The following is a 15,977-nucleotide window of genomic DNA, read 5'->3' on the forward strand; positions in this document are numbered from 1 at the left end:
ATCGTCAGTGCTCCGTGCAGCAATGGCTATGGTCAGCCAACGCCTCGATGATCCTGCAGTCGCATATCCTGCCATGACCGCACTCGTCGATCATCCGGCTCAGCTCTGCCTTTAGCGCCTGGAGGCTGGCGATGCGACGGTCGATTTCAGACAGGTGGCTGCGGGCGATGCTGTCGGCCTGGTGGCACGACCCCTGCGGTTCCGATGTCATCGCCAGCAGCGCCCTTATGTCCTCGACCTCGAAGCCCAGCGCGCGGGAATGCCGGATGAAATTCAGCCGGTCGGCCTCTGCCTTGCCGTAGCGGCGCTGGTTGCTTTCGGTGCGAGGCGGTTCCGGCAAAAGGCCGATCTGTTCGTAGAACCGAATCGTCGGCACCTTGACGCCGGTTCGCTTCGAGAGCTCGCCGATCGGAAAATTCATCAGATTACCTCTTGATGCTCTAGCGACTAGAGGGATTAGCATCGGGTCGACTCATAAGGAAGTCCGTCATGACTGAAGCCATCGTCACCAAGTTCCGCATCGGCGGCATGGATTGCGCCAACTGTGCGAGCAAGGTCGAGAATGCCGTCTCGCGGGTGCCCGGCGTCACGGAAGTCGGTGCTTCGTACACGGCTCAGTCCATGAGCGTGACACACACCGGCGTCCCCCTTGCCGCAATCAGGAACGCCGTGAAGGCGGTGGGCTACACCGCCGCTGCCGCCAACGCCGCGCCGGAGGGCGATCATGCTGCCGATCACTTCGAGCTCGGCGACGGCCCGTGGTGGAAGACCCGAAAGGCCATGCTGACCTGGGGCTGCGGGCTTGCGCTGGCGGCTGCCTACCTGATTGGCCAGGCAATGCCCGACGTCGGGCACTGGGCGTTCCTCGCGGCGCTGCTGGTCGGGCTGGTGCCCATCGGGCGTCGTGCCATCTCCGGCGCCATGCACGGGACGCCGTTCTCGATAGAGACCCTGATGAGCATCGCCGCGATCGGTGCCGTGTTCATCGGAGCGACGGAGGAAGCCGCCACCGTGGTGCTGCTGTTCCTCGTCGGCGAGCTCCTTGAGGGCGTCGCCGCCGGCAGGGCCCGCGCCAGCATACGGGGCCTGACCGACCTGATACCCAAGACCGCCCTGGTAGAGCGGAACGGCCAGATCGAAGACATTCCGGCCGAAGCCCTAGCCATCGGCGACATCCTGATCATCCGACCGGGTGACCGCATCGCCGCCGATGGCGATATCGTGGAAGGCGACAGCGCGATCGAAGAGGCAGCCGTCACCGGCGAAAGCGTGCCCAGGCGAAAGGGCATGGGCGATCCTGTGTTCGCCGGCACTATCAACACCGACGCCGTGCTGCGCGTGAAAGTCACCGCTGCCGCCGCCGACAACACTATTGCCCGCGTCGTCAAGCTGGTCGAGGAAGCCCAGGAGAGCAAGGCGCCGACCGAGCGGTTCATCGACCGCTTCTCGAAGGTCTATACGCCGGGTGTCCTCGTTGTCGGAGCGCTGGTTGCGGTCGTGCCACCACTTGTGCTCGGCTGGGACCGGAATGAGTGGATCTACAAGGGACTGGCCGTTCTCCTGATCGGATGCCCGTGCGCCTTGGTCATCTCGACGCCGGCGGCCATCGCTGCTGGACTATCGGCCGGCGCGCGCCGCGGCCTGCTGCTCAAGGGCGGTGCCGTGCTGGAAGGCTTGCGGAACATCACGGCCGTGGCCTTCGACAAGACCGGAACTTTGACGGCGGGCAAGCCGGTCGTCACCGACATCATCGCGATCGGGCGCACCGAGACCCAGCTGCTATCGATGGCGGCAGCGCTGGAGAGCGGGTCTTCGCATCCCCTCGCGCTGGCAATCCTGGCGAAGGCCAAGGGATCCAAAGCGCCGGTGCCGCCCGCATTCGGTGCCAAGGCGCTTGCCGGCAAGGGCGTCTCGGGGAATGTCGGTGGCGTCGAGGCGCTGCTGGCCTCGCCGTCCGCTGCTGCGGAAACGGCGAATATGCCCGCTGACCTCACCGCTCGCGTCCAAGCCTTCAACGACGAGGGCAAGACGGTTTCCGTTCTATTGGCCAACGGTCAGGTCGCCGGCCTGTTCGCAATCCGAGACGAGGCCCGCCCGGATGCCGTGGCCGGATTAAAGGCGTTGCGGAATGCCGGGATCGCCACCGTCATGCTGACCGGTGATAACCGCCGCACAGCTATGGCGATCGGCGCCGGGCTCGGCATCGAGGTCAAGGCCGAGCTGATGCCAGAGGACAAGCAGCGGATCGTGCGGGAAATGCAGTCAGCTGGTCAGGTCGTGGCCAAGGTAGGGGACGGCATCAACGACGCACCGGCGATCGCTGCAGCCGATATCGGGATCGCCATGGGAGGTGGCACGGACGTAGCGCTGGAAACAGCTCACGCGGCTGTCCTTCACGGACGCGTTGCCGACATCCCGGCAATGATTGATCTGTCAGAGGCCACGATGTCCAACATCACCCAAAACATTGTTATAGCATTGGGGCTGAAGGCCGTGTTCTTGGTGACCACCATCGTTGGGATCACTGGGCTGTGGCCCGCTATCCTTGCCGACACCGGAGCAACGGTTCTTGTTACGGCAAATGCCATGCGTCTGCTTGGCTGGAAACCGAAGCAAGACTAGCTGAAAAGTTAGTCCGCTTCTGCGCAGTTACAACCGGAATGCAGCCAGACCGCTACCGACCCCAAATCAGACTGATCGTGGGGCCGCTCTTCCAAGCCAATCACTGCCAGCTCAGCCAATCCTTTCAACAGCCTATAGCGTCCCCCAAACACGCCGAGGGACATATCGGCTGATAGCCATCCTTGGGGAGCTCGCATCACGTCCTAGCACCCAGGCACGCATTCCTGTCCCTTTGAGCGCTCATCAGCCCAGCGTTTTCCCAAATTCACGCGACATAACAAGCACCTAACTTGACGCGACCAATGGAAAAAATTACTCGGCAATTTGGAAACGTAAACCGTTGCAGAGCCGACACATCGTCGTTTCACTATTCTGCGAGCAATTGCTCCCGTTAAGGTTTGCAGAGTATTGATTTTTGGCGGCGGGCCTGGATGGGCCGGATTCGGCTTGTCCCTGTCCCAGTGTCACGCCGTCAGGAGCAATGATGAACAAGGTATTGGTCAGTCTGGTCGCACTTATTGCTGCAACGGCAAGTGTGCCCGCGGTGTTCGCCCAGCAGGTCGCGAGCCTTGAAACCAGCCGCATCGTCATTGCCCCGCCCCAGACCGAACTGGCCCGCACCATCAAGTCCGGCCTCTCGGCGGCCTATTATGGCGCTCGTCCCGAGACGGCTGCCCATGCCGAGGCGCAACGCCTCTATTTCCTCTACGGCGAACGCCATTTCGAGCCCATCTGGCTGACTGAAAACGGCAAGGGCGAGATCGCCTTCTCGCCCGCCGCCAACAAGATTATCGACCTCTTCAGGAATGCCGCCTCGGAAGGTCTCGTCCCCGCCGACTATCTGACGCCCTCCATTTCCATGGACAAGCTGACGGGCGATGGCATTGCGCTGGCAACGCTTGAAACCGCATTTTCAGCGGCCACGATGCGCTACGCCAATCACCTGCACAATGGCCGCATCAAGCCCCAGTCGATCAGCCCATTGCTCGACATTCAGCCCAAGCCTATTGACGAGGCAGCCTTGCTTGAACAGCTGGCGGGCAGCAACGATCCGGCAGCAATTCTTGCCACGCTCGAGCCCCAGCATCCCGAATTCCGGGCTCTCAAGGCGGCCCTTGCCAATTTCGAGCAGTCCAGCGCCAAGCGCCCGACCCCGATTGGCGAAGGCCCGGTCCTGCGTCCCGGCAATTCCGATGCGCGCCTGCCCGCCATTCGTGAACGGCTCGAGCTGACGGCCTCGACCTCGAGCCTTTATGACGCGCTGACCGTTGACGCCATCAAGTCGTTCCAGGAAGTCCAGGGGCTGGAGATCGATGGCATCATCGGCCCTGCTACGGTCGCCGCGCTCAATGGTGGCGCCGCCACCCGCCGCGAGGACATTCTTGCCAATATGGAGCGCTGGCGCTGGATGCCGTCCGAGCTGGGCGACTTCACCGTTTTCGTCAACATCCCGGAATTCCGCCTGGCAATCCTGCGCAATGGGGTCGAGGAATACACCACCCGCGTCGTCGTCGGCACCACCAAGAACCAGACGCCCATATTCTCGGACAATATCCGCCATGTGGTGGTCAATCCCTATTGGAACGTGCCCTCCTCCATCATCCGGGGCGAGATCGCACCGGCCGTGCTGAGCAATCCCGGCTATACCGACAGCCACAACATGGACCTGCTCTACAATGGCTCCCCGGTTAGCCCCTGGCAGGTGGACTGGAGCCAGGTTTCGACCAGCAATTTCCCCTTCCGCGTGCGCCAGCGTCCGGGTGCCGGCAATGCGCTGGGCCAGATCAAATTCCTGTTCCCCAACAAGCACGACGTCTATCTGCACGATACGCCCTCCAAGTCGCTGTTCGGGCGCAGCTATCGCGCCTTCAGCCATGGCTGCGTTCGCGTGCAGAACCCGATGGAATTTGCCGATGCGTTGATGGCCAATGAGCCCAATATTTCGCGCGCCTCGCTTGAGGCCATGTTCGGCTCGTCCGAGCGCTGGGTGAACCCGGAAAAACAGATCCCGGTGCACATCGCCTATTTCACCCTGAGGGCAAATCCCGACGGCACCCTGCGCGCCTATGGCGACGTTTATGGCCACAATGAAAAGCTGATCGCGGCCATGGGCCTGGTCACGGCCGAGGAACCGGCCATCGTCGCCGAGGCCGAAAACGTGCCCGAAGAGCTTTCGCCCTGAGCGGTATCCGGGCCTTCCCATCGGCCCGCGTTAACGTCTGCTTTACATTTTCGCCTTGGTTGCGCCTGCTTTTGCCCGTAATAACAGACGCGTGAGGGGGCCGCCGGCCAGTTCACAACTGGTTAGCGTTAATTAAATCGTGCGATTTGGGCGCTAACGTCCCACCATTATCTGACGAGTGAACCGGGCAGAGTTTGGCGTGACGGTTATGGGGTTGATCAATTGGGGACGGGCTGCGCGGTTTCTTGCCGCTGCGGCTATCAGTGTGTCGGCTCTGCTGCCGGCGGCGCCGGTACAGGCTGCCAGCGAGCGCGCGCTCTATCTTTACTATACCCACACCAAGGAAACGGCCCGCATCGTTTTCAAGCGCAATGGGCAATATGTCCAGTCGGGCCTGAACGAACTGAACCGTTTCCTGCGCGATTGGCGCCGCAACGAACCCACCAAGATGGACCCGCGGCTGTTTGACCTCGTCTGGGAAGTCTACCAGGACGTTGGCGGCTCCCAGCCGATCAATATCGTCTCTGCCTATCGCTCCCCCGCCACCAATGCCATGCTGGCCTCCAAGTCGTCGGGCGTGGCTGACAATTCGCAGCACATGCGCGGCACCGCCATGGACTTCTTCATTCCCGGTGTGTCGCTGACCAAATTGCGCGCGGCTGCCATGAAAAAGCAGGTCGGCGGCGTCGGCTATTATCCCACTTCAGGCAGCCCCTTCGTCCACCTCGATACCGGCTCGGTGCGCGCCTGGCCGCGCATGACCCGCGCGCAGTTGAAGGAAATCTTCCCCGACGGTCGCACCATGCATGTGCCCACCGATGGCACGCCGCTGTCGCAGGAGGGCTATCGGGTCGCGATGGCCGAGTGGAAACGCTGCCACGCCTACCCCTGCAATGGCTCTTCCTCGGGCACCCAGGTCGCCAGCAATGACAGCGGCGGCTCTGGCCGCACGCTGATGGATGTGCTGTTCGGCGGCAATGAGCAGGCCGCGCCCGCCGCTCAAATACAGACCGCCTCCCTCGCGCCGCAGACTTTCCGCCAGGTCGCGCCGGTATTGCCGGTGTCGCGTCCAGCCGATCTGGGTGGCGACGAATTCCAGGTGGCGTCGGTGTCGGATACCGTCATGCCCTTCTCCTCGACGGGCAGCGCGCCCCTCTCCGAGGGCGAAATGGGCGCTGTCGCCGTAACCATGCCGGTTAGCCTTCCGGCCGACCTGCGCCCTGAAAACGCTGTGACCGCCCTGGCGGCCCTCACCGCGCCCACCATGCCGACGCCGCGCGTCATCATGACTGATGCGCCTTCGGATTTGCTCACTGCCTATGCCGCGGCACCGACGCCCGAGCCGGGCGCCCAGCGCGCGCTCGAAATGATCATCGAAGGCTCGACCACGGCCAGTACTGCGACCCCGCCAAGCCCGACGACCCGGCTGCCCATCCTGCCGCCGCTGACCGCAGCGACCGGCTTGCGCACCGCCTCGCTGGGTGGCCCCATAGCCAATCCGCTGACGGGTCTGTTCAACGGCACCTTCGGCGCGACCAATGCCGCTTCGCCTACGCCGCTGGCCGAAGCACTGGCCGAGCATGTGGCGCGGCGCCCGGCCCCCGGCGACATGCGCCGCCGCGACCTCGTGGCTCCCGATCTCGAACACGTCGCCGATATCTTCATGGACCCCGCGTCCCTGACCTCGAACCGCTATGCCGTGATCTTCGACCACGACGAGGCGGATTTCGACCCCACGCCGGAAATGGGTCGCCATGTGCTGGTCAAGGGCATTGGCGATGTCGACGCAGTGCCGGTCCACGACCGGTTCATCCGCGTCACCCCGCTGGTTGTCGCCAGCAACTGAACCGGCGTCCTGGCGTTATTGCCCTGCAAAAGCCCGAAAGGTCCCTGAGAAACCGGGGACCCTTCGCCGCATGCGGGCTGCCGCCATTGCCAAGCCCGGACCCTGCGCCTAAACAGGGTTAAACCAGATACTCACGGGGACACGCTTGGCCGACAAGCCCGAAACGCCGCTGCTCGACACCATTCAGTCGCCCGCTGATCTGCGCGCCATGCCGCGCGAAAATTTGCGCCAACTGACGGACGAACTGCGCGCCGAAATGATCGACGCCGTCTCGGTGACCGGCGGACACCTCGGCGCTGGTCTCGGCGTTGTCGAACTGACCGTGGCGCTCCACGCCGTCTTCGATACCCCGCATGATCGCATCATTTGGGACGTCGGCCACCAGGCCTATCCGCACAAGATACTCACCGGACGCCGCGACCGCATGCGCACCCTGCGCCAGAAGGACGGACTCTCCGGCTTCACCCGTCGCGCCGAGAGCGAATACGACCCCTTCGGCGCCGGCCATTCCTCGACCTCGATTTCGGCGGGTCTCGGCATGGCCGAAGCCAGCAAGCACCTCGAAACACCGCGCAATGTCATTGCCGTCATCGGCGACGGCGCCATGTCGGCCGGCATGGCCTATGAGGCCATGAACAATGCCGGCGCCATGGATGCGCGGCTCATCGTCATTCTGAACGACAACGACATGTCCATCGCCCCGCCCACCGGAGCCTTGCGCACATATCTGGCGCGGCTGGTGTCCGGCCCGGTCTATCGCGGCACCCGCGAAGCAGCGAAAAACATCGTCCACAAGCTGCCGCCCTTCCTGCACGAACCCGCCCGCCGCACCGAAGAGTTTGCCCGCTCCTTCTTCACCGGCGGCACGCTGTTCGAGGAACTGGGCTTTTACTACGTCGGTCCCATCGACGGGCATAATCTCGAAGATCTGCTGCCCATTCTCGAAAATGTCCGTGATTTCGGCGCCGGGCCGATCCTCGTCCATGCTGTGACCAAGAAGGGCAAAGGCTATGCCCCGGCCGAAAATTCGGCCGACAAATATCACGGCGTCTCCAAATTTAACGTCATCACCGGCGCCCAGGCCAAGGCTCCGTCCAACGCCCCCTCCTATACCTCGGTCTTTGCATCAAGCCTCATTCAGGAAGCCGAGGCCGATCCGCGCGTCGTCGCCATCACCGCAGCCATGCCCTCGGGCACCGGCCTCGACAAATTCGCAGAACTGTTCCCCAGCCGCATTTATGATGTTGGCATTGCCGAGCAGCACGCCGTGACCTTCGCAGCCGGCATGGCGACCGAAGGGATGAAGCCCTTCTGCGCCATCTATTCCACCTTCCTGCAGCGCGCCTATGACCAGGTGATCCACGACGTGGCCATCCAGTCTCTGCCGGTGCGCTTTGCCATCGACCGCGCCGGCTATGTCGGCGCCGATGGTCCCACCCATGCCGGCAATTACGATAATGCCTATCTAGGGGCCATTCCCGGCATCGTGCAGATGGCTGCCGCAGACGAGGCCGAATTGCGCCACATGGTGGCAACTGCTGCCGCCTACGACAAAGGCCCGATCAGTTTCCGTTATCCGCGTGGTGACGGCATGGGCGTCGACATGCCGGCCCGTGGCCAAATCCTGCCCATCGGCAAGGGTCGCGTGCTGCGCCAGGGAGCAACCATCGCGCTGCTTTCCTATGGCACACGCCTGGTCGAAGTTTTGGCCGCCGCCGACAAGCTGGCCGCCCTCGGCCTCAATCCCACCATTGCCGATGCGCGCTTCATGAAGCCGCTCGACGAGGACCTCATCGCCACGCTGGCCCAGTCCCACGACGTTCTGGTCACCACCGAAGAAGGCGGCCTCGGCGGCTTCGGCAGCCATGTCGCCACCTTCCTCGCCAGCAACGGCTTGCTCGATGGCAAGCTGCGCTTCCGCCCACTGATGATCCCCGACAGTTTTGTCGAGCACTCCACCCAGGCCGACATGTACGCCGCTGCCGGCCTGGACCGCTCCGGCATCGTCCAGACCGCCCTCACCGCCCTCGGCTACGATCAGGCCGCCATGCAGGCGGCCTTGGCGAAGGTCTGACAGCGCCCTTGGTCCATCCCCCTCTCCCTCTGGGGAAGAGGGTTGGGGTGAGTGGCCCTCCGGCGGACACCTTGGCCAAGCCCCTCACCCTGCGCTGCGCGCCGGCCTCTTCCCCAAAGGGAGAGGTGAGGAACGTCAACCATAATTGGTCGGCAGACCCTTCGCCTGTTTCACTGTCTCCATCGAGATATAGGCCGACATGTCAAACAGCTCGATGCGCCCCACCAGCTGCTTGTAGACCACGTCGTAATGCTCGACATCGGGCAGCACGATCTTGAGGATATAGTCGAAATTGCCGGTCAGCCGGTGCACCTCGACAATCTCGGGAATGGCACCCACGGCCGCATGGAATTGCTCCAGCCAGCCCGCGGCATGGCTGCCGGTGCGCACGATAACGAACACCGTCGTCGGCAGGCCCATTTTCCGGCGGTCCAGTTCCACCGTGCTGCGGGCGATATAGCCCTCCTCCTTGAGCCGCGCGATCCGGCGCGAACAGGCCGATGCCGACAGCGCCACGCTGTCGGCAATCTCGCCGACCGGCATTTCGCCATCTGCCTGCAAGAGGCCCAGTATCTTCCTGTCACGATCATCCAGCATTGCCGCGCCCCACATTGACGCACATTGGTAGCGCATTCTAGCCAAGAGACGCAATTGTTGCGCGCCACATCAGTGGACCCGACACATCTGCGCACACCTCATTCCCGCAAGGCGCGTCAAACTGAGCGCAAACGGAGGGAATGATGAAAACCATTGGCCTGATCGGCGGCATGAGCTGGGAATCCACCGCCACTTATTATCGACGCATCAACCAGGAGGTGCGCCGCATTTGCGGTGGGCTGCACTCCGCCGAGATTGCCCTGCGCTCGCTCGATTTCAGCCGCGTCGTTGATCTGCAAAAGGCGGGGCGCTGGGACGAAGCCGGGGCGCTTCTGGGCGGCGCCGGGGTAAGCCTGGCGCAAGCCGGCGCTTCCTGCATGCTCATCTGCACCAATACCATGCATCTGGTGGCTGAGCCGGTGGCCGCCATGATCGGCGTACCGCTGATCGACATCATCACCGAAACCGCCGCGGCGCTCTATGCCCACGGGCGCCGCCGGCCGCTGCTGCTGGCCACCCGCTACACCATGGAGCACGGCTTTTACACCAGCCGCATGAGCCGGTTCGGCCTTGAGGTGATGACGCCTGACGCAGCGGGGCGTCAGGTGGTGCACGATGTCATCTTTGACGAACTCTGCCAGGGCATTGTGCGCGATGCCGCGCGCGAGGACTATCTGCGCATCATCGAGACCGCCCGCAGTCAGGGCGCCGACAGCGTCATTCTGGGCTGCACCGAAATCGGCCTGCTGCTCGATCCTGGAGCGCTGCCCCTGCCCGGCTACGACTCGACCACCATCCATGCCGACGCGGCCGTGCGCTTCGCACTGGGCAAACAGGCAGCGCGGGCGGCTTGAACTTGATCGGCCTTGCGCCAGTCAGTCTAACGATTTCTTGAGAATTTTGACGCCTTGCTGGCTTCCCAACCAGCAAGGCCTCTCATGAGCATTTCCAGCATCGGCATCGGCGCTTCCGGCATGCACCGGGCCAGTTCCCAGCTCGAACAGAGCGCCAGCCGCATCGCCCGCATCGGGATCGAGGGCAATGAAGTCGATATCGGCACCGAAATGGTCAACGTCATCCAGGCCAAGCACGACTTCAAGGCGTCGGCCAAGGTGGTGAGCGTGGCCGCCGACATGTCGAAGGCCCTGCTCGATATTCTGGTTTAGTGGCGCCCCCGAGTCATCGCACCCGCGGCTCCTCGCCCCTTAGAGGAGAGGGATGGGGAGAGGGTTGAAGGCCACTCGGTAAACCGGTGACACTGCCCCCCATCCGGCGCTTTGCGCCAGCGTCTCCCCTCAGGAGAGACGTGAAAACGGCGACGCCTGGAGGATTAAAGGTCCGACGGCCCCTCGACCATGCCCAGGGCAGACATGTAAAGCTCGAGCAGGGCTTCCTGCTCCATGCGCTCATTGGCATCCTGCTTGCGGATGGTCACGATCTTGCGCAGGATTTTGGTGTCGAAGCCATTGCCCTTGGCTTCGGCATAGATTTCCTTGATATCGGCGGCGATGGCCGCCTTTTCTTCTTCCATGCGCTCGATGCGCTCGATGAAAGCGCGCAGCTGATCCTGCGCGACGCTGTCCTCAACGGCCATGGTTAACCTCTCTCGGCCCCACCGCACCTGGGCGGTTGCGGGCGTAAATTCTGAACGAAAACTGTCCGGCCCCATCAACCCCATGCCCCGTTCCCGTTCAACCCCTTTGTGGGTCAATCCACACCCTGCGCCGGGCTGGGGGAAATCACGTCCGTGCTATTGCGCCACTTTTCTGACCAGCGCCGCAAACATGCCCGCAATTCCGTCAAATCAGCCCATTAGCCATTGACCTCACTCCTGCCATACGATCAAAGAAGGGCACGTTTTCCGGTGATTTCTGGCGCAATGACACAACGTATCCGCATGGGCTCAATCCTGCTGCTAACGGCCCTTGCTGGCTTGTTTGGCGCGGTGGCTCCGGCTCAGGCCGAATTGCGGGTCTGCAATGAAACAGCCAATCTCGTTTCGCTCTCGCTCGGCTATCGCGCCGAGCGCGGCTGGATGAGCGAAGGCTGGTGGCAGGCGCCTCCAGGCGATTGCCGCACCATTTTCCAGGGCGACCTGCAAAAGCGCTTCTATTACCTCTATGCCGTTGACGACATTGGCGGAGGCGCATGGGACGGACAGGTCTTCATGTGCACCCGTGACGAAACCTTCACAATATTCGGGGTTGAGGATTGCCTCGCCCGGGGCTATGAGCGCACCGGGTTCTTTGAAATCGATACACAGAACCGATCCGACTGGACGCTGCAGCTCACCGAGAGCGCCGGCGCACCAAGTATTGTCGGCCCGGACCTGGGCGAAGATCTCGAAGACCCTGCCTTCCTGGTAGACCCCGACGCCCCCCTAACGCCAGACAATACGGATACGCAATGAAACGGATCAGACGCGCGAAGATCCTTGCCACCCTCGGGCCTGCAAGCCATGAGGAGAACATGATCGAGGAGCTGGCCAAGGCCGGTGCCGACGTCTTCCGCATCAATATGAGCCACGCCAGCCACGAGGTTCTGCACCAGACCGTCAAGCGCATCCGCGCGGTCGAGGCGCGTTTGAAGCATCCCATCGGCATTCTGGCCGACTTGCAGGGTCCCAAGCTCCGCGTCTGGAAATTTGCAGGTGGCTCGGTCAACCTCGTCGCCGGGCAGAAATTCACCCTCGACAGCGACCAGAACGACCAGGGCAATGCCGAGCGGGTTTACCTGCCACACCCCGAAATCATCGAAAGCGTCTCGGTCGGTGACCGCCTGCTGCTCGACGACGGCAAGCTGCAGCTCAAGGCCACCAAGGTCGGCGGCGGCGCCATCGAGACCGAAGTGGTCTATGGCGGCAAGCTCTCCGACAAAAAGGGTGTGTCCCTGCCCGATACGCTCCTGCCCACCGGCGCTTTGACCGAGAAGGACCATGCGGACCTGCTCGAAGCGCTCAAGGCGGAAGTGGACTGGATTGCCCTCTCCTTCGTGCAGCGCCCCGAAGATATCATCGATGTGCGCAAGATCGTCCAGGGCCGCGCCGGCGTCATGGCCAAGATCGAAAAGCCCCAGGCCATCGAACGCCTCGAAGAGATCGTCAAGCTTTCCGACGCCATCATGGTCGCCCGCGGCGATCTGGGTGTCGAACTGCCGCTCGAATATGTGCCGGGCCTGCAAAAGCGCATGATCCGCATGTGCCGTCGCTATGGCAAGCCCGTGGTGGTGGCCACCCAGATGCTCGAGAGCATGATCACGGCGCCGGTTCCCACCCGCGCCGAAGTCTCGGACGTCTCGATTGCCGTATTTGAAGGTGCCGACGCGGTCATGCTCTCGGCCGAAAGCGCTTCGGGGCAATATCCCGTCGAAGCCGTCGCCACCATGGCCCGGGTCGCTGTGGCGGTCGAGGGCGACGCCAACTACCAGAACATCATTCGCGCTGCCCAGACCGAGCCGGAGGCCACTGCCGCCGACGCGATTTCGGCCGCCACCCGCCAGGTCGCCGAAACACTCGATCTGGCCGCCATCGTCACCTATACCGCCTCGGGCTCGACCGGCATCCGCGCCGCCCGCGAGCGGCCAAGCAAGCCCATCATTGCCCTCTCGCCCAATCTGCGCACCATCCGCCGCCTCTCGGTGGTCTGGGGCATTCACTGCGTGCAGACCGAGGATGCGGTGAGCCTGGAAGACATGGTCGATCGCGCCTGCGTCATCGCCTATCAGGAAGGCTTTGCCCGCCCCGGCGATCGCATTGCCATCACCGCCGGCGTGCCGCTGGGCACCCCCGGCGCCACCAACATGCTGCGCATCGCCTTCGTCCGCCAGGACGGCGCCGGTTCGAGCTGAACCGCACCCGCATCGCCCAAAATCAGAAACCCCGCCAGTGGCGGGGTTTTTTGTTGCCCGATACATCGGCTCGACAAAGCGGCGGCGGATAGCGCGTTGCCCGAAAGGCCTTGAGCCTCGGCAATGCCGACGGCAATGTGAATTGAGATCCGGTGCGACAGCGGCATGTCAGTCCGGCTCGTACATCAAAGCAACAAGGCCCGCATTTTCATGCGGGCCTTGTCACTATTAAAGTCAAAGCGTGAAACGCTTAGCCCTGGCGGGCCTTGAAGCGCTTGTCCACCTTGTTGATGATGTAAACGCGGCCGCGACGGCGGACGAGCTTGTTCGCGCGGTGGCGAGTCATCAACGCCTTCAGCGAGTTGCGGATCTTCATCTCAATATCCTCGGTCAAACAAAAGGGGCGCCAAGGCGCCCGAAAACTGGCCTCTACATAAGGAAACTGACCCGCCCTGTCAACGCAGATCGCACCAGGTTTTCCCCATCCACGCAATGTTAACGCGCGGGTGAGGCTTCCGCGTTAATTTGGGGTTTCTCCGCATCTTTGAGTGCCCTGATGGCCAGTGAAACGATTACCAGCGCGGGTGTCCTGATCATCGATCCGCAGGCCAATATGGCAGCCTTGGTGGCCGGCATGCTGCGCAGCCTCGGGCGCCGCGATATCCGGGAGGCGACTGACACAAGTCAGGCACTCAGCGCCCTGCAACGTCGCCCTTTTGATATCATCATCATTGACGATGCCATCACCAGTCCTAATGCTGTGGAACTGGTGCGGCGCCTGCGCGCCAATGCCGACAGTCCCAACCGGCTGACCCCGGTGATCATGCTGTCCGCCGCGCCCGATGCCTCGCGCATCGCCGCTGCGCGGGACGCGGGCGTCACCGAATTCCTGCGCAAGCCCTTTGCGGCGGCGCATTTGAAATTGCGTCTCGACACCATTGCGGACAGCCCCCGCCCCTTTATCGAGGCAGATCGCTATGCCGGGCCGGACCGGCGCCGCAAGACCATTGCTGTCGGCAAGGCCGACCGCCGCCAAGCCAAGGATCACCCGAATGGCGAGGCGGCGACACCGGCCGAGGCCGGGGCGTCAGCCAAAAGCTAGGCTGCCGCCGCCGCTTCGCGCCGCAGCTTGCGCCGCACTTCGCGCCGTCGCATTTCTTCCTTGGGATCAGGCACCGGCACCGAGGCAATGAGCTTTTTGGTGTAGTCGTGCTGGGGGTCCATCACCACCTGCTCACTCTCGCCGATTTCCACCACTTCGCCGAAATAGAGCACCATGATCCGCTGGGCGATGTGGCGCACCACGGCAATGTCGTGGGCGATGAACAGCAGGGAAACCCCGAATTCCTTCTGCAGGTCCATCAAGAGGTTGATCACCTGCGCCTGCACCGAAACGTCGAGCGCCGACACCGCCTCGTCGCAGACGATCAGCTTGGGCCGCGTGATCAGCGCCCGGGCGATGCCGATGCGCTGGCACTGGCCGCCCGAAAACTCGTGCGGATACTTGTTGATCATCTCCGGTGTCAGGCCAACCTTGGCCATCATCTCGGCCACGCGCGCCGTGCGCTCGGCCTTGCTGACCTCGGGATAGTGGATCTGCAGCGGCTCACCGATGATCTGGGCGGCGGTCATGCGCGGATTGAGCGAGGCCAGCGGATCCTGAAAGATCATCTGGATATCCTTGCGCAGCGCAATCAGCTCCTTGGGGCTCATCTTGAGGATGTCCTTGCCCATCCACATCGATTCCCCGCCAGTGGCGTGGATCAGCCGGATGATGGCGCGCGACAGGGTCGACTTGCCACAGCCGCTTTCCCCCACAATGCCCAGCGTTTCCCCGGCATGGAGGTCAAACGACACGTCCTTGACCGCCTTGAGCACAGCATGGCCGCCAAAGATGCCGCCGGTGGGAATGTTGAAATGGACCGAGAGATTGCGGACCTTGAGAATGGGTTCGTTTTCGCTCATGCCTCGCCCCTCTGGCTCATGAAGTCATAGGAAACGGTCGAGAGGCGCTCGACCTTCTTGTCGAGCCGCGGCACGGCGGCCAGCAGGCCCTGGGTGTAGGGATGCTCGGGATTGGCGAACAGCTCTTCGGTCTTGCGATATTCCATCACCCGGCCGTCGAACATCACCAGCGTATCCTCGCAGGTGCCCGCCACAATCCCCAGATCGTGGGTGATCAGGATGATCGAAGCGCCGAAATCTTCCTGCAGGTCCACCAGCAGGTCGATGATTTCTGCCTGCACGGTCACGTCCAGCGCCGTCGTCGGCTCATCGGCGATCAGCAGTTCCGGCCCGCAGAGCAGCGACATGGCGATCATCACGCGCTGCCGCATGCCACCTGAAAACTCATGCGGATACATGTGGACGCGGTTCTTGGCATCGGGAATGCGCACGGCGTCGAGAAAGCGCACGCTTTCGGCCAGGGCCGCGCTGTGGCTCATGCCCTTGTGGTGCTCGAGCACTTCGGTCATCTGCCGGGAAATGCGCAGATAGGGATTGAGCGAGGTCATCGGGTCCTGGAAGATAATCCCGATGCGCTCGGCCCGATATTGGTTGATCTGCTTGAGCGGCAGGTTGAGGATTTCCTTGCCGTCGAACATGACCGAGCCGGCGGCCCGGCCATTTTTGGGCAAAAGCCCCATGATGGCGAAGGCGCCCTGGGTCTTGCCCGAGCCGCTTTCGCCCACGATGGCCAGGGTCTTACCCTTTTCCAGCGTGTAGCTGAGATCGCGCACGGCGTGCACGACGCCATCATTGGTCTGGAACTCGACCGAAAGGTTTTTGACTTCTAGCAATGCCATGAAACT

15 protein-coding genes are annotated in these 15,977 nt (G+C 62.8%); 9 read left to right on the plus strand and 6 right to left on the minus strand.

Annotation, left to right across the window (positions count from 1 at the left end; all coding sequences use genetic code 11):
* Positions 1–4 precede the first annotated feature (4 nt).
* Positions 5–421 (minus strand): MerR family transcriptional regulator, encoded by a 417-nt coding sequence (locus NIM87_RS14515; RefSeq protein WP_254675411.1) that lies wholly within the window; start codon positions 419–421, stop codon positions 5–7.
* 68 nt (positions 422–489) lie between these two features.
* Here NIM87_RS14515 and NIM87_RS14520 point away from each other — a divergent pair, with 68 nt between their 5' ends.
* From NIM87_RS14520 to dxs, 4 genes are all read left to right on the plus strand, one after another.
* Positions 490–2,622 (plus strand): heavy metal translocating P-type ATPase, encoded by a 2,133-nt coding sequence (locus tag NIM87_RS14520; RefSeq protein WP_254675412.1) that lies wholly within the window; start codon positions 490–492, stop codon positions 2,620–2,622.
* A gap of 484 nt (positions 2,623–3,106) precedes the next feature.
* Complete coding sequence (locus NIM87_RS14525) at positions 3,107–4,804, plus strand: L,D-transpeptidase family protein (RefSeq protein WP_254675413.1); 1,698 nt, start codon at positions 3,107–3,109, stop codon at positions 4,802–4,804.
* A gap of 208 nt (positions 4,805–5,012) precedes the next feature.
* On the plus strand, positions 5,013–6,650 hold the full coding sequence (locus NIM87_RS14530; RefSeq protein WP_254675414.1) for a peptidoglycan L,D-endopeptidase MepK: 1,638 nt from the start codon (positions 5,013–5,015) through the stop codon (positions 6,648–6,650).
* 145 nt (positions 6,651–6,795) lie between these two features.
* Entirely contained in the window at positions 6,796–8,724 is a 1,929-nt protein-coding gene (dxs, locus tag NIM87_RS14535) for a 1-deoxy-D-xylulose-5-phosphate synthase (protein WP_269468067.1), read from the plus strand.
* A gap of 135 nt (positions 8,725–8,859) precedes the next feature.
* On the opposite strand, the gene NIM87_RS14540 is transcribed toward dxs, so the two are convergent.
* A complete protein-coding gene (locus NIM87_RS14540) occupies positions 8,860–9,321 on the minus strand; it encodes an Lrp/AsnC family transcriptional regulator (RefSeq protein WP_254675415.1) in 462 nt (153 codons plus the stop codon).
* Positions 9,322–9,464: 143 nt separating this feature from the next.
* Here NIM87_RS14540 and NIM87_RS14545 point away from each other — a divergent pair, with 143 nt between their 5' ends.
* Together NIM87_RS14545 and NIM87_RS14550 are read left to right on the plus strand one after the other, a co-directional pair.
* On the plus strand, positions 9,465–10,175 hold the full coding sequence (locus NIM87_RS14545) for an aspartate/glutamate racemase family protein (RefSeq protein WP_254675416.1): 711 nt from the start codon (positions 9,465–9,467) through the stop codon (positions 10,173–10,175).
* A gap of 84 nt (positions 10,176–10,259) precedes the next feature.
* Positions 10,260–10,487: a flagellar basal body rod C-terminal domain-containing protein gene (locus tag NIM87_RS14550; protein ID WP_254675417.1), complete on the plus strand. Its 228-nt coding sequence runs from the start codon at positions 10,260–10,262 to the stop codon at positions 10,485–10,487.
* Positions 10,488–10,651: 164 nt separating this feature from the next.
* On the opposite strand, the gene NIM87_RS14555 is transcribed toward NIM87_RS14550, so the two are convergent.
* Positions 10,652–10,915 (minus strand): DUF2312 domain-containing protein, encoded by a 264-nt coding sequence (locus NIM87_RS14555; RefSeq protein ID WP_254675418.1) that lies wholly within the window; start codon positions 10,913–10,915, stop codon positions 10,652–10,654.
* 285 nt (positions 10,916–11,200) lie between these two features.
* Here NIM87_RS14555 and NIM87_RS14560 point away from each other — a divergent pair, with 285 nt between their 5' ends.
* Both NIM87_RS14560 and pyk read left to right on the plus strand, forming a co-directional pair.
* Positions 11,201–11,731 (plus strand): DUF1036 domain-containing protein, encoded by a 531-nt coding sequence (locus tag NIM87_RS14560; RefSeq protein ID WP_254675419.1) that lies wholly within the window; start codon positions 11,201–11,203, stop codon positions 11,729–11,731.
* Positions 11,728–13,167: a pyruvate kinase gene (gene pyk / locus NIM87_RS14565; RefSeq protein WP_254675420.1), complete on the plus strand. Its 1,440-nt coding sequence runs from the start codon at positions 11,728–11,730 to the stop codon at positions 13,165–13,167. Before NIM87_RS14560 ends, pyk begins: the two co-directional genes overlap by 4 nt.
* A gap of 250 nt (positions 13,168–13,417) precedes the next feature.
* Here pyk and ykgO read toward each other — a convergent pair whose 3' ends face one another.
* Positions 13,418–13,543: a type B 50S ribosomal protein L36 gene (ykgO, locus tag NIM87_RS14570; protein WP_046105532.1), complete on the minus strand. Its 126-nt coding sequence runs from the start codon at positions 13,541–13,543 to the stop codon at positions 13,418–13,420.
* 180 nt (positions 13,544–13,723) lie between these two features.
* Here ykgO and NIM87_RS14575 point away from each other — a divergent pair, with 180 nt between their 5' ends.
* Positions 13,724–14,269, plus strand: coding sequence for a response regulator (locus NIM87_RS14575; RefSeq protein ID WP_254675421.1), 546 nt, complete (start codon positions 13,724–13,726; stop codon positions 14,267–14,269).
* Here the strand turns inward: NIM87_RS14575 and NIM87_RS14580 are convergent.
* Both NIM87_RS14580 and NIM87_RS14585 read right to left on the minus strand, forming a co-directional pair.
* Entirely contained in the window at positions 14,266–15,132 is an 867-nt protein-coding gene (locus NIM87_RS14580) for an ABC transporter ATP-binding protein (protein ID WP_269468068.1), read from the minus strand. The genes NIM87_RS14575 and NIM87_RS14580 overlap by 4 nt on opposite strands.
* Positions 15,129–15,971: an ATP-binding cassette domain-containing protein gene (locus NIM87_RS14585; protein ID WP_269468069.1), complete on the minus strand. Its 843-nt coding sequence runs from the start codon at positions 15,969–15,971 to the stop codon at positions 15,129–15,131. The genes NIM87_RS14580 and NIM87_RS14585 overlap by 4 nt, the downstream gene beginning before the upstream one ends.
* Positions 15,972–15,977 lie beyond the last annotated feature (6 nt).

The sequence above is a fragment of the Devosia ureilytica genome (assembly GCF_024273195.1).
GTDB lineage: Bacteria > Pseudomonadota > Alphaproteobacteria > Rhizobiales > Devosiaceae > Devosia > Devosia ureilytica.